The sequence below is a fragment of the Caldimonas tepidiphila genome (assembly GCF_003569765.1).
Taxonomy (GTDB): domain Bacteria; phylum Pseudomonadota; class Gammaproteobacteria; order Burkholderiales; family Burkholderiaceae_C; genus Caldimonas; species Caldimonas tepidiphila.
The window spans coordinates 85,526-98,440 of record NZ_QXMG01000005.1 but is presented as its reverse complement, the minus strand read 5'-3'; the positions used below and the strand labels follow the sequence as shown (position 1 = coordinate 98,440).

The window sequence follows — 12,915 nt, the reverse complement described above, 5'->3', positions numbered from 1 at the left end:
GATCTCCGGAATGAGGAACGGCGGGCTGGAACAGCCGCCGCCGGAGGACCGCAGTGATGACACCGCGCGATGAAGCGCCGGCGCCGCGAGGGCAGCCTGACGATCGAATCGCGCGGGGTGGGGTGCTTCATGGCCGTTTCACATTGTGACAGGCCTTGAAGGCCCGATCAACGCACCCGCATGCCCGGCTGGGCGCCGGGGAAGGGCTCCAGCACGTAGATGCCGGGATTCGCCTTCTCGTCCGCGTGGCTCGCAGCGAGCACCATGCCCTCGCTGATGCCGAACTTCATCTTGCGCGGCGCGAGGTTGGCGACCATCACGGTGAGTTTGCCGACGAGCTGCTCCGGGTCGTAGGCGCTCTTGATACCGGAGAAGACGTTGCGGTGGCGGCCCTCGCCGACGTCGAGCGTCAGGCGCAGGAGCTTCGCGGCGCCCTCCACGTGCTCGGCGTTGACGATGCGCGCGATGCGCAGGTCGATCTTCGTGAAGTCCTCGATGCCGATCGTCGGCGCGATCGCCTCGCCGCCGGGCGTCGGCGCGTCGGCGGCAGGTGCCGCGGCCTCCGCCGCCTCCGCCGCAGGGGCCGCAGCGGCCGCCTTCGGCGCAGGGGCCGGAGCCGCGACTGCCGCCGGCGGCTCGAACAGCGCGTCGAGCATCTTGGCGTCCACGCGCGTCATCAGGTGCTCGTAGACGCCGATCGTCTTCACGCAGGTGGCGCGCTGCTCCCAGCTCAAGGGCGCGTCGAAGCCGAGGAAGCGGAAGGCGCGTGCGGTGAGGTCCGGCAGGATCGGCGCGAGGAACAGCGTCAGGTACTTGAAGCCCTCGAGGCAGCCGGTCAGCACCTCGTGCAGCTCGCTGTTGGCGACGCGCTGCGACGGGTCCTTGGCCAGCTCCCAGGGCTTGGCCGTGTCGAAGTACTGGTTGATCTCGTCGGCCGCGGCCATGATCTCGCGAACTGCGCGGTTGTACTCGCGCTTGTCGATCGCATCCGCGATCGCCTGCTCGCGGCCCTGCACCGCGGCGACCGGGATCAGCTTGCGGAACTTGTCGGCGTCGATCGGGTTCGCAAGCGCCCCCTCGAAGTACTTGTGCACGAAGCTCGCGCAGCGGCTGGCGATGTTGACGTACTTGCCGACGAGGTCGGAGTTGACCCGGGCGACGAAGTCCTCGGGGTTGAAGTCCACGTCCTCGACGTGCGAGTTGAGCTTGGCGGCGATGTAGTAGCGCAGCCACTCGGGGTTCATGCCGAGCGAGAGGTAGCGCAGCGGGTCGATCCCGGTGCCGCGGCTCTTGCTCATCTTCTCGCCGCTGACGGTGATGAAGCCGTGCACGAACACGTTGTCCGGCACCTTGCGGCCGCTGAAGTGCAGCATCGCGGGCCAGAACAGCGTGTGGAAGTAGGTGATGTCCTTGCCGATGAAGTGGTACTGCTCCACCTCGGGCGAGGCCATGAACTCCTCGAAGCTGCGCGCCTCGCCGTACTTCTGGCGCGGCCCGCCCTTGTCGAACCAGTTCTTCAGCGAGGCGAGGTAGCCGATCGGCGCGTCCAGCCAGACGTAGAAGTACTTGCCCGGCGCGTCCGGGATCTCGATGCCGAAGTAGGGCGCGTCGCGCGAGATGTCCCAGTCGCCCAGGCCTCCCTGGCCGTCCTCGTCGGTCGCGAACCACTCGCGCACCTTGTTGGCGACCTCGGGCTGGAGGCGCCCGTCCTGCGTCCAGGACTTCAGGAACTCGACGCAGCGCGGCGAGCTGAGCTGGAAGAAGTGGTGCTCGCTCTTCTTCATCACGGGTGTGGCGCCGGTGAGCGTCGAGTACGGGTTCTTCAGCTCGGTCGGGGCGTAGACCGCGCCGCAGACCTCGCAGGAGTCGCCGTACTGGTCCTTTGCGCTGCATTTCGGGCACTCGCCCTTGATGTAGCGGTCGGGCAGGAACATGTTCTTCACCGGGTCGAAGAACTGCTCGATCTCGCGCGTGAAGATCAGGCCGTTCTTCTTCAGCGCGCGGTAGACGTCCTGCGCGAGCTGGTGGTTCTCCGGGCCGTCGGTCGAGTGCCAGTTGTCGAAGGCGACGTGGAAGCCGTCGAGGTACTGCTTGCGGCCGGCGGCGATGCGCGCGACGAACTCCTGCGGCGTCACGCCCGCCTTCTCGGCGGCGATCATGATCGGCGCGCCATGGGCGTCGTCGGCGCCGACGAAGTGCACCTGGTGGCCGTGCAGGCGCTGGTGGCGCACCCAGATGTCGGCCTGGATGTATTCCATGATGTGGCCGATGTGGAAGGCGCCGTTGGCGTAGGGCAGGGCGGTGGTGACGAAGAGCTTGCGGGTCATCGGGAGGGGCGCGTGAAAACGCGCATCAAGTCTCGGGCGAAGCTGCCGATTCTAGGGTTGGGCCTGCATGCGGCGGCCGGGCACCCGCTCCCGGGAAGGCGGGCTCCGTGGTTATCCACCCTGAGCTAGACTGCCGCACTCCCGCGACAGACCCTATTCCGATACGCGCATGGCCATCACCGAAGCAGCCCTCCTGGACGCGCTCAAGAGCGTCGTCGACCCCAACACCGGCCGCGACTTCGTCTCGACCCGCCAGCTGAAGAACCTGCGCATCGAGGACGGCGACGTGTCCTTCGACGTCGAGCTCGGCTACCCGGCGAAAAGCCAGGTCACGGCGCTGCGCAAGAGCCTGATCGCCGCCGCGCGCGGCGTCGCGGGCGTCGAGAACGTCTCCGCGAACATCACGAGCAAGGTGATCGCGCACGCGGTGCAGCGCGGCGTGCAGCTGCTGCCCAAGGTCAAGAACATCGTCGCGGTCGCCTCCGGCAAGGGCGGCGTCGGCAAGAGCACGACCACCGTCAACCTCGCGCTGGCGCTCGCCGCCGAGGGCGCGAAGGTCGGCATCCTGGACGCCGACATCTACGGCCCGAGCCAGCCGACGATGATGGGCATCGACGGCCGCCCCGAGAGCGTGGACGGGCAGACCATGGAGCCGCTCGAGAACTACGGCGTGCAGGTGATGTCGATCGGCTTCCTGATCGAGGCCGACAACCCGATGATCTGGCGCGGCCCGATGGCCACCCAGGCGCTCGACCAGCTGCTGCGCCAGACCAACTGGGGCGAGCTCGACTACCTGCTCGTCGACATGCCCCCGGGCACCGGCGACATCCAGCTCACGCTCAGCCAGAAGGTGCCGCTGACCGGCGCCGTGATCGTCACGACGCCGCAGGACATCGCGCTGCTCGACGCGCGCAAGGGCCTGAAGATGTTCGAGAAGGTCGGCGTGCCGATCATCGGCGTGGTCGAGAACATGGCGGTCTACTGCTGCCCGAACTGCGGCCACACCGAGCACATCTTCGGCTCCGAGGGCGGCAAGAAGATGGCGGTCGAGTACGGCGTCAACTACCTCGGCGCGCTGCCGCTGAACCTGTCGATCCGCGAGCAGGCCGACGCCGGCCGCCCGACGGTGGTCAGCGAGCCCGAGGGCGAGATCTCCGGGCTGTACAAGTCGGTCGCGCGCCAGGTGGCGGTGAAGATCGCCGAGAAGGCCAAGGACTACTCGTCGAAGTTCCCGACCATCTCGATCTCCAAGGGCACCTGAGGTCGCGATGCCGAGCGAGCGCCCCTGCGTCGAAGTCGCCGTCGTGCTCGAGCGCGAGGCGTCTCCCAACCGCTGGGAGGACTGGCGCTTCCGGCTCGCCGAGGTGGTGCCGCAGCAGCCGGCCTTCGGCAGCGAGCCGCGGCTGCTGCACGACGACGGCCGCATCGCGCGCTGGCTGCACCCGGGCTTCCGGGTGGAACTCTTCCGCGACGAGGGCGAGGGCTACCACCTGAACCTGACGTCGGGGCAGCCGGTGTGGTTCGTGCTGTGGCGCGTCGACGACGAGGACCCCTCGCAGGCGCGGCCGGTCACGGTGAGCCTGTCCTACAACGAGGCCGGGCGCTGGCTCGACGCGCAGGAGCGCGTCGACAACCTGCCGCTGCCGGCCGACATCGCCGCATGGCTGCAGGCCTGGACCGACGAGCACTACAGGCCCGAGCCGAAGAAGCGTGCCCGGCCGGCCTCGTTCCGGGCCCCGGGCGAGCGCGGCGGCGGCCCGCGCGGCTGAGCCGGCCGCCGGCGCATCCGGCACATCAGGGGGGCGGGCGCGAAACTCGCCCCTCCTGGAAAGACGAAGGTCGCGTGCGGCCGGGGACGTCCCGGCGCGCGGCGACGCCACCGCGCCGGGACCCCCGCCGGTCCCCGCACCCGCCGCCGCTGGCGGCACTTCGCCCGAGGTCATGATGAGCGAAGAAGGTTTCTTTTCCCGCTGGGCACGCCGCAAGAGCGAGGTGCGCGAGGGCCGCGCGCCCGAGGAGCCGCCGAAGCCCGCGCCCGCGGCGGACCGGCCGCCCGCCGCGGCCGGCAGCGTGGTCCCGCCCGCCGTCCCGTCCGCGTCGCCCGAGCCCGTGCCGCCGCCCGGCGCGCCCGCTGCCGCCGGGAACGAGCCGCTGCCGCTGCCCTCGATGGAGGATGTCGCCCGCCTCACGCGCGAGTCGGACTACTCGGCCTTCATGCGCCGCGGCGTCGACGAGGACGTCAAGCGCGCCGCGATGAAGAAGTTGTTCACCGATCCCCACTACAACGTGATGGACGGGCTCGACATCTACATCGACGACTATTCCAAGCCGGACCCGATCCCGCTGGCGATGCTGCGCAAGATGAACCAGTCGAAGATGCTCGGCCTGTTCCGCGACGAGGAGGAGGCGCAGGAAAATCGCGCTGCCGTGGCAGACGCCACATCCGGGGCCGCCCCTACGCAGGACAGCCCGCAGGAGGCTGTGTCACAGTCGCGCGCCGAGGAGGCCGACGCAGCCTCCGCGCCCGAGACCGAAACCGGGTCGGGTGCGACGGCGGCCGGGGAGCATGCCGAGATGCCGCCGGTCGACGACGACCCGGCCCCGTCGCCGGAGCCCGATGCGCCGCCGACGCGAGGCGCCTGAACGAGACAAGCCACGATGAAAACCCTGATCTGCAACTGCAACCGCACGATGCCGCTGGACGGCCCGGCCTTGAGCGACGCGCTCGAGGACCAGCTCGCCGGCGCCCGGCTGCCGGTGCACACCACCCTGTGCCGGCGCGATGCCGGCGCCTTCCAGCGCGCGGCCAGGAGCGGCGAGGATCTGCTGGTGGCCTGCACGCAGGAGCAGCGCCTGTTCCAGGAGCTCGCCGAGCAGACCGAGGGCGCCCCGAGCCTGCAGGAGCGGCCGATCCGCTTCGTCAACATCCGCGAGACCGCCGGCTGGTCGGCCGCCGCGCGCGAGAAGCCCGCGTCGGTGACGCCCAAGATCGCCGCGCTGATCGCCGCGGCCCAGCTTCCCGACCCGGAGCCGGTGGCGACCGTGAGCTACAAGTCCGCCGGCCGCGTGCTCGTGATCGGCGCGGCCGACGCCGCGCAGCAGGCCGCCGAGCTGCTGGCCGACAAGCTCGACGTGACGCTGCTGCTGCCGCGTGCTGGCGGCGCGCTGCCGCAGGCCCGCACGCTGCCGGTGCTCGCCGGCCGCGTCGAGCGCATCAGCGGCTGGCTCGGCGCCTTCGAGGTGCAGTGGACGCCCGACAACCCGATCGACCTCGACCTGTGCACGCGCTGCAATGCCTGCATCGAGGCCTGCCCCGAGGGCGCGATCGACTTCAGCTACCAGATCGACCTCGACGCGTGCAAGGGCCATCGCGCCTGCGTGCGCGCCTGCGAGGCGGTCGGCGCGATCGACTTCGAGCGCCAGGCGCAGACGCAGAGCGAGAGCTTCGACCTGATCCTCGACCTCGGCGCGCGTCCGCTCTTCACCCAGCACCAGCCGCCGCAGGGCTACTTCCACGTCGCCGACGCGAGCCAGCTCACGCCCGCCGTGCTCAAGCTGCGCGAGCTGGTCGGCGAGTTCGAGAAGCCGCGCTTCTTCCAGTACAAGGCCAAGCTCTGCGCGCACAGCCGCAACGAGCGCGAGGGCTGCACCGCCTGCATCGACGTCTGCTCGGCGCGCGCGGTCGCGAGCGAGCGCACCACCACCGGCGGCATCAAGGTCAACCCCAACCTGTGCGTCGGCTGCGGCGCCTGCACCACCGTGTGCCCGAGCGGCGCGCTGTCCTACGCCTACCCGCGCGCCGCCGACCAGGGCACGCGCCTGCGCACGCTGCTGTCCACCTACCGCGCCGCGGGCGGCCGCGACGCGGCGCTGCTGCTGCACAGCCAGGGCGCCGGCGCGCAGATGGTGGCCGACCTCGGCCGCGCCGCGCAGGCCGACCGCTCGATCCGCGGCCTGCCCGCGCGCGTGCTGCCGGTGGACCTGTGGCACACCGCGTCGGCCGGCATCGACCTGTGGCTGTCGGCCGTCGCCTACGGCGCCAGCCAGGTCTGGGTGCTGATGACCGGCGAGGAGGCGCCCGAGTACCGCGAGGCGGTCGGCGCGCAGATCGGCGTCGCGCAGGCCATCCTCAACGGCCTCGGCTACGAGGGCCGGCACCTGCGCCTGATCGAGGCGCGCGACGCGCGCGACCTCGCCGCGCTCGACGCGGCGCTGCAGGCACCGCCGGCGCAGGGCGTCGCCAAGCCCGCGAGCTACGCGATCCAGGCCGACAAGCGCAGCACGCTCGACCTCGCGCTCGACCACCTGCTCGCGCAGGCGCCGGTCAAGGCCGAGACGATCGCGCTGCCGGCGGCCTCGCCCTTCGGCAGCCTGGTGGTGGACAGCGAGCGCTGCACGCTGTGCCTGAGCTGCGTCGGCGCCTGCCCGGAAGGGGCGCTGGCCGACAACGCCGAGCGGCCGCAGCTGCGCTTCATCGAGAAGAACTGCGTGCAGTGCGGCCTGTGCGCCGGCACCTGCCCCGAGAAGGCGATCACGCTCGAGCCGCGGCTGTGGCTCGCCGACGGCGGCAAGGCGCGCAAGCAGGCGCGGGTCCTGAACGAGGCCCGACCCTTCGAATGCGTGAGCTGCGGCAAACCCTTCGGCACGCTGCGCGCGATCGAGGCGATGATGGGCAAGCTCGCCGGCCACGCGATGTTCCAGGGCCGGGCGCTCGAGCGGCTGAAGATGTGCGGCGACTGCCGCGTGATCGACATGCACACCAATCCCAACGAAGTCCGGATCACCGACCTGTGAAGCCCCAAGCCCTGACACTGAGCACTCCCGACGACCGCGAGGAACTCGCCCGCGCCGAGGCCTACGGGCTGCTCGCCGCGCTGCTGTATGCGCCGCCGTCGGCCGAGCTGCATGCGCAGCTCGCGGTGGCGCCCACCGAGGCGCCCGCGCCCGGCGCCTTCCTCGAGAACAGCTGGGGCGAGCTGGTCGGCACCGCACGGCGCCTGTCGCACGCCAAGGTGCTCGAGGAGTTCGACGCGCTCTTCGTCGCGCTCGGCAAGCCCGAGATCTTCCTGTTCGGCTCCTACTACCAGGCCGGCGCGCTCAACGAGAAGCCGCTCGTGGCGCTGCGCCACGAGCTCGCCGAGCTCGGCCTCGCGCGCGACCCGGCGATGAGCGAGACCGAGGACCACATCGCCTACCTCTGCGAGGTGATGCGCTACCTGATCGCCGGCGACGACGCCGGCGTGAGCAACCTGGCGCGCCAGCACCGCTTCTTCTCGACCCACCTGCAGGGCTGGGCCGGCGCGCTGTGGGACACGCTGGCCGCGCATCCGCGCGCCGACTTCTACCGCGCGGTCGCCGGCTTCGCGCGCGACTTCTTCGAGGTCGAGGCCCAGGGCTTCGACCTGATGGACGCGTAGGGACGGCACTTGGCCGCAGCGGCGGGACCGGACCAGCTCGACGCGCCTCAGCCGATGCGCGAGGCCGGCAGGGAGCTGCTGTCGCTCGCGCTGATCGAGGCGCGCAACCGCACGCTGGCGCTGTTCGCGGCGCTCGAGCCGCGGCTGGACGTGCCGCCGCAGGCGCAGGAGCCCGACGACCTGCTGCCGCCGCCCGCGTGGCTGCTCGGCCACGTCGGCTGGTTCCAGGAGCGCTGGATCGCGCGCAACCTGCAGCGCCTGCGCGGCGCGACGGCCGACCCCGAGGGCCCGCGGCTCGCGTCGGTCGAGTCGCAGGCCGATCGCTGGTGGGACCCCGCGTGCTGCCCGCTCGCCGAGCGCGGCCGGCTCGACCTGCCGCCGCCGGCGGCGGTGCGTGCCTACCTGGTCGACACGCTCGAGACCACGCTCGAGCTGCTCGCGCACTGCCCGGAGAGCGACGACGCGCTCTATGCCTTCCGCCTCGCGCTGTTCCACGAGGACCGCTGCGGCGAGCAGCTCGCCGAGCTGGCGCAGTGGTGGGGCGTGAAGCCGCCGCTGCCGCTCGAGCCGCAGCCCGCTCCGCCGCTGGCGCCGATCGTGCTGCCGGCGGGCCGTTGGCGGCTCGGCACGCCGGCAGGCGCCGGCTTCGTGTTCGACAACGAGCAGGGCGCGCACGAGCAGGCGCTGCCCGAGCACGAGATCGACGCCCAGCCGGTGAGCTGGGCGCAGTTCGCCGAGTTCGTCGAGGACGGCGGCTACGACGAGCCGCACTGGTGGTCGCCCTCAGGCTGGGAATGGGTCGATGCGCTCGGGCGCCGCGCGCCGCGCGCAGTCGAGCAGATGCGCAGCGGCGTGCTGCTGCGCCGCTTCGGCACGCTGCAGCAGGTGCCGGCAGCGGCGCCGGTGCTGCACGTGAGCTGGCACGAGGCGCAGGCCTGGTGCCGCTGGGCGGGACGGCGCCTGCCGACCGAGGCCGAGTGGGAGCGGGCCGCGGTGACGGCCGGCCCGCGCGGCTTCCGCTGGGGCGAGGTGTGGGAGTGGACCGCGAGCCGCCTGCGCCCCTATCCCGGCTTCTCGCGCTGCGCCGGGCAGCTCTCCGAGCAGGACTTCGGCGACGCGCTGGTGCTGCGCGGCGGCTCCTTCGCGACGCGCGCGCGGCTGCGCCACCCGCGGCTGCGCGGCTTCGCGCCGCCGGGACGCGACGCGGGCTTCTCGGGCTTCCGCAGCTGCTCGCTGTAGGCGGGCCGCTCCCGCAGCTCAGGATGTCCCGATGAAACTGCTCATGCGCGATCCCCGCCATGCCGGGCTGCCGGTGCGGCAGCCGGGCCCCGTCACCCGGCGCGGCTTCGGCAGCTGGTGCCTGGCCTTCCTCGACCGCTCGCTGCTCGGGCAGGAGATCGCCGTGCTGTGGCAGGCCGGCGCGGTCGCCGGGGAGCGGGCAGAGGCCGTGGCAGCCGGCTCGCGCGCCGCCGCCGACGCGCGGGATTCCCGCAGCCCCTGAGCGACGCAGCCGCGACGCCGCCGCGCCGGGGTTTCAGCCCGCCGAGGGAACGGCGCGCGCGCGGACGCTGCGCGCGGCCAGTCGCTCCACCGTCGACAGCACCAGTTGCGGTTCGAGCGGCTTGCCGAGGTGGGCCTGGAAGCCGGCGGCGAGCGCCTTCTGGCGGTCCTCGGCGCGCGAGAAGGCGGTGAGCGCGAGCGCGGGCAGCTCGTCGGCGCCGAGGCCGAGCCGCTCGCGCACCTCGCGGATCAGCCGGTAGCCATCCATGCCGGGCATGCCGACGTCGCTGACGAGCAGGTCGGGGTGCTCGCGCCGCAGGCTGTCGAGCGCCTCGAAGCCCGAGCCGGCCGTCAGCACGCGCGCGCCGCACTCCTTCAGCAGCCGCCGCACCGGCTCGAGCGCGTCCGGCTGGTCGTCCACCAGCAGCACCGTCAGGCCGGCGAGCGAGGCGCCGCCGCCGTCCAGGACCGGGATCGCCATCGCGTCGGCGGACGCCGGGGAGCGCGGCGCCGCGGCGGCGTCGCCCCCCTCGGCCGCGGGCAGCGTCACCGTGAAGGTCGCGCCCCGGCCCGGCCCGTCGCTCGCGGCCGCGACGCTGCCGCCGTGCAGCTCGACGAGGTGCTTGACGATGGACAGCCCCAGGCCGAGCCCGTCGTGGCTGCGCGTGGTCGACGCGTCGGCCTGGCTGAAGCGCTCGAACAGGCGCGGAAGGAAGTGCGGCTCGATGCCCTGACCGCTGTCCTCGACGACGAACTGCACGCCGCCCTCGCAGCGGCGCGTCGCCAGTGTCACGCGGCCGCCCGAAGGCGTGAACTTCACCGCGTTGCTCAGCAGGTTGACCAGCACCTGCTGCAGCCGTCCGGCGTCGCCCTGCAGCCGCGGCAGCGCCTCGCCCTGGCGCAGCTCGAGCTGCACGCCCTTGCGCTCGGCGGCCAGCCTCAGGCTGTCGGCTGCGTTCTGCGCCACCGCCTCCGGCTCCACCGGGCGGGCCTCCATCACGAGCTTGCCCGCGAGGATGCGGTTCATGTCCAGCAGGTCGTCGATCAGCTGCGTCTGCAGCCGCGCGTTGCGCCCGATCACGTCGAGCCCGTCCTGCAGCAGCTTGGACTCGGCGGCCTGCCGGCGCAGCAGGTGGGTCCAGCCGACGATTGCGTTCAGCGGCGTGCGCAGCTCGTGGCTGAGCGTCGCGAGGAACTGGTCCTTGAGCTGTGCGATGCGTTCCAGCTCGGTGCGCGCGGCGCGCTCGGCGGCAAGCAGCTCCTCGCGTTCCTGCTCCATCAGGCGGCGCTCGGTGACGTCGTGGACCACCGCCAGCACCTGTTCCACGCGGGCGCCGTCGGGCTCGGGCACGAGCCGTCCCGAGTAGTGGTGGGTGCCGTCGGGCCGCACCAGCGTGAACTCGAGCGTGCGCGCCTCGCCGCTGGCCATCACCTCGCGCAGTGCGGTCTCCCATTGGCCGCACAGCGCGGACGGCAGGCCGAGCCCGCTGAAGCTGCGCCCGAGCAGGCGCGCGGGCTTCAGGCCGATGACGTCCTCGATCGCGGCATTGGCGAACACGCAGCGCAGTGCGCGGTCGAAGCGCACGAGGATGTCGGGCGTGTTGTCCGCGAGCGTCTGCAGCTCGTGCTCGTGCCGGCGCCGCAGCGTCTCGGCCTCGACGCGCTGCGTCACGTCGGCGCACAGCCCGACGAGCCCCGCGAGCCGGCCCGCTTCGTCGAAGCTGCCGCGGGCCGCCTCCTCCAGCGTCACGATGCGGCCGTCCGGCCGCACCACGCGGTACTGCGCGACGTAGGCCGGCTGCTCCGGGCGGAGCTCCCGCAGCCGCTGCTCCAGCGCGGCGCGGTCCTCGGGATGCACGTTCGCGACATGGTGGCCCACGCTGCTCTGCGGCTGCGCCGCCGCCTCGTCGTCGGGCAGCCCGAGCAGCGCGCCGAAGCCGCAGGAGCGGATCACGCGGCCGCTGCTGCGGTCCCAGTCGAAGGCGAAGCCGCGCGCGACCTGCAGCGCGAGCTCCAGCCGGTCCTCGCTCTCCTTGAGCGCGAGCTCGCTGCGCTTCGAATCGGTGCGGTCCACGGCCGAGCCGATGACGCCGGAGAGCCGGCCGTCGAGCTCGACCATCGGCTCCACCGTGAGGTCCCACCACAGGCGCCGGCCGTCGTGCAGCAGCAGCGTCACCTCCTGCCGCACCGTGCGCCGGCTCGAGATCGCCTTGCGGGCCAGCGCCTCCAGCGCGTCGGCGTCCTCGGCGCGCATCAGCTCGTGGGGGCGGCGTCCCGCGAACGCTTCGCAGTCGAGGCCCGGCAGGGGGTTGGAGATCCAGCGGTAGCGCAGCGCCAGGTCCTGCTCGAAGACCATCACCGGCGAATGCGCCAGCGCGATGCGGAAGCGCTCCTCGCTGCGGCGCAGCGCGGCCTCGGCGGCGCGCTGGTCGGTGACGTCGGTGTGGGTGCCGCACCAGCGCAGCACCGAGCCGTCGGACGCGCGCACCGGCGTCGCGCGCGACAGGAACCAGCGGTAGCTGCCGTCGCGGCCGCGCAGCGGGAAGACGTCCTCCCAGGCCTCGCCGCTGTCCCAGCTGTGCCGGATGCCGGCCATCACGCGCTCGTGGTGCTCGGGATGGTGGAGCTGCTTCCAGCCCCAGCCCAGCGCCTGCTCCTCGGTCAAGCCGGTGTAGTCGTACCAGCGGCGGTTGAACCAGTAGACCCAGCCGTCGCCGTCGGCGGTCCAGGCGAGCTGCGAGATGTTGTCGGCCAGCTCGCGGAAGCGCTCCTCGCTGATGCGCAGCGCGAACTCCGCCTGCTTGCGGTCGTCGATGTCCTCCATCGTGCCGTACCAGTGCACGATGCGCCCCCCGGCGTCGCGGCGCGGCAGTGCGCGCGAGCGCATCCAGCGGTAGCTGCCGTCGGCGAGGCGGATGCGGTGCTCGATGTCGTAGGGCTCGCCGGTGCGCACCGAGCGCGACCAGGCGCGCACCGTCGCCGTCAGGTCGCTCGGATGCGGGAGCTGGATCCAGCCTTCGCCGAGCGCCTGCTCGCGCGTGAGGCCCACCCGCTCGAGCCAGCGCTCGCTGACGCTGGCGACGCGCCCGAGGGCGTCGGCCGACCAGGCCATCTGCGGATTGAACTCGATGCTGTGGCGCCAGTGCGCCTCGCTTTCCTGCAGCGCGCGCTCGCGCGCGACGGCCTCGCGCGCGAGCGCGTGGCGCTCGATCGCGTTGCCGACGGCAAGGCCCAGGGCGCCGGGGGGCAGCTCGCGCGGCACGATGTCCTGCACGCCCGCGCGCAGCAGGGCGCGCGTCCCGGGCGCGGCCGCCGCATCCGCCAGCACCACCACCGCGCAGGCCGGCAGGCCCTCGGTCGTGCGCGGCAGCGCCGCGAGCAGTGAACCGTCGGCCAGGGCGGCGAACTCCTGATCGACCAGCAGGCAGTCGGGTGCCTCCGGGGTGAAGCGGGCGAGCGCCTCGGGGAGGCTGTCGGCCGTTTCCAGCCGGAGCGGCTGCAGCGCCTGCGGGCACGGGCGCATTCCGGCCTGCCCCGCCCGCAGTCGGTCGCCCACGAACAACACGCGCCACGCTTTCATCCCTGAAGCTCCCTTGAAACCGCTCGTCCTATCGCCCGGGGCCGCGTCCAGCTTGTGTTTTTCCGTTGTCGAGGAACGCCGGCTGTGCCAA

At 72.5% G+C, this 12,915-nt stretch carries 9 protein-coding genes; 7 read left to right on the top strand and 2 right to left on the bottom strand.

What is annotated here, in order from left to right; all coding sequences use genetic code 11:
• Positions 1-167 precede the first annotated feature (167 nt).
• Positions 168-2,327, bottom strand: a complete 2,160-nt coding sequence (gene metG, locus D3A59_RS08880; RefSeq protein WP_119154554.1) for a methionine--tRNA ligase — start codon at positions 2,325-2,327, stop codon at positions 168-170.
• A gap of 169 nt (positions 2,328-2,496) precedes the next feature.
• Between metG and apbC the strand changes: the two genes are divergently transcribed.
• The 7 genes from apbC to D3A59_RS08845 all read left to right on the top strand — a co-directional run bounded on the left by apbC (position 2,497) and on the right by D3A59_RS08845 (position 9,245).
• Complete coding sequence (gene apbC / locus D3A59_RS08875) at positions 2,497-3,588, top strand: iron-sulfur cluster carrier protein ApbC (protein WP_119154553.1); 1,092 nt, start codon at positions 2,497-2,499, stop codon at positions 3,586-3,588.
• A gap of 7 nt (positions 3,589-3,595) precedes the next feature.
• The gene (locus tag D3A59_RS08870; protein ID WP_119154552.1) at positions 3,596-4,096 is read left to right on the top strand and encodes a DUF3305 domain-containing protein; all 501 of its coding nucleotides are present in this window, start codon (positions 3,596-3,598) and stop codon (positions 4,094-4,096) included.
• 175 nt (positions 4,097-4,271) lie between these two features.
• On the top strand, positions 4,272-4,970 hold the full coding sequence (locus D3A59_RS08865) for a DUF3306 domain-containing protein (protein ID WP_119154551.1): 699 nt from the start codon (positions 4,272-4,274) through the stop codon (positions 4,968-4,970).
• 15 nt (positions 4,971-4,985) lie between these two features.
• Positions 4,986-7,121 carry a 4Fe-4S binding protein gene (locus D3A59_RS08860; RefSeq protein ID WP_170162327.1) on the top strand — a complete coding sequence of 712 codons (2,136 nt, stop codon included), beginning with the start codon at positions 4,986-4,988 and terminating at the stop codon, positions 7,119-7,121.
• Positions 7,118-7,744, top strand: coding sequence for a TorD/DmsD family molecular chaperone (locus D3A59_RS08855; protein WP_119154550.1), 627 nt, complete (start codon positions 7,118-7,120; stop codon positions 7,742-7,744). The genes D3A59_RS08860 and D3A59_RS08855 overlap by 4 nt, the downstream gene beginning before the upstream one ends.
• 9 nt (positions 7,745-7,753) lie before the next feature.
• The gene (locus D3A59_RS08850; RefSeq protein WP_240635999.1) at positions 7,754-8,983 is read left to right on the top strand and encodes an SUMF1/EgtB/PvdO family nonheme iron enzyme; all 1,230 of its coding nucleotides are present in this window, start codon (positions 7,754-7,756) and stop codon (positions 8,981-8,983) included.
• A 31-nt stretch (positions 8,984-9,014) separates the two neighbouring features.
• Positions 9,015-9,245: a hypothetical protein gene (locus D3A59_RS08845; protein WP_119154548.1), complete on the top strand. Its 231-nt coding sequence runs from the start codon at positions 9,015-9,017 to the stop codon at positions 9,243-9,245.
• 33 nt (positions 9,246-9,278) lie between these two features.
• On the opposite strand, the gene D3A59_RS08840 is transcribed toward D3A59_RS08845, so the two are convergent.
• The gene (locus D3A59_RS08840) at positions 9,279-12,767 is read right to left on the bottom strand and encodes a PAS domain S-box protein (protein WP_170162326.1); all 3,489 of its coding nucleotides are present in this window, start codon (positions 12,765-12,767) and stop codon (positions 9,279-9,281) included.
• Between the last annotated feature and the right edge of the window lie 148 nt (positions 12,768-12,915).

Bases quoted from the DNA above. Each gene is read 5' to 3' on its own strand.
- metG (WP_119154554.1), bottom strand. From the start codon at position 2,327: ATGACCCGCAAGCTCTTCGTCACCACCGCCCTGCCCTACGCCAACGGC.
- apbC (WP_119154553.1), top strand. From the start codon at position 2,497: ATGGCCATCACCGAAGCAGCCCTCCTGGACGCGCTCAAGAGCGTCGTC.
- D3A59_RS08870 (WP_119154552.1), top strand. From the start codon at position 3,596: ATGCCGAGCGAGCGCCCCTGCGTCGAAGTCGCCGTCGTGCTCGAGCGC.
- D3A59_RS08865 (WP_119154551.1), top strand. From the start codon at position 4,272: ATGAGCGAAGAAGGTTTCTTTTCCCGCTGGGCACGCCGCAAGAGCGAG.
- D3A59_RS08860 (WP_170162327.1), top strand. From the start codon at position 4,986: ATGAAAACCCTGATCTGCAACTGCAACCGCACGATGCCGCTGGACGGC.
- D3A59_RS08845 (WP_119154548.1), top strand. From the start codon at position 9,015: ATGAAACTGCTCATGCGCGATCCCCGCCATGCCGGGCTGCCGGTGCGG.
- D3A59_RS08840 (WP_170162326.1), bottom strand. From the start codon at position 12,767: ATGCGCCCGTGCCCGCAGGCGCTGCAGCCGCTCCGGCTGGAAACGGCC.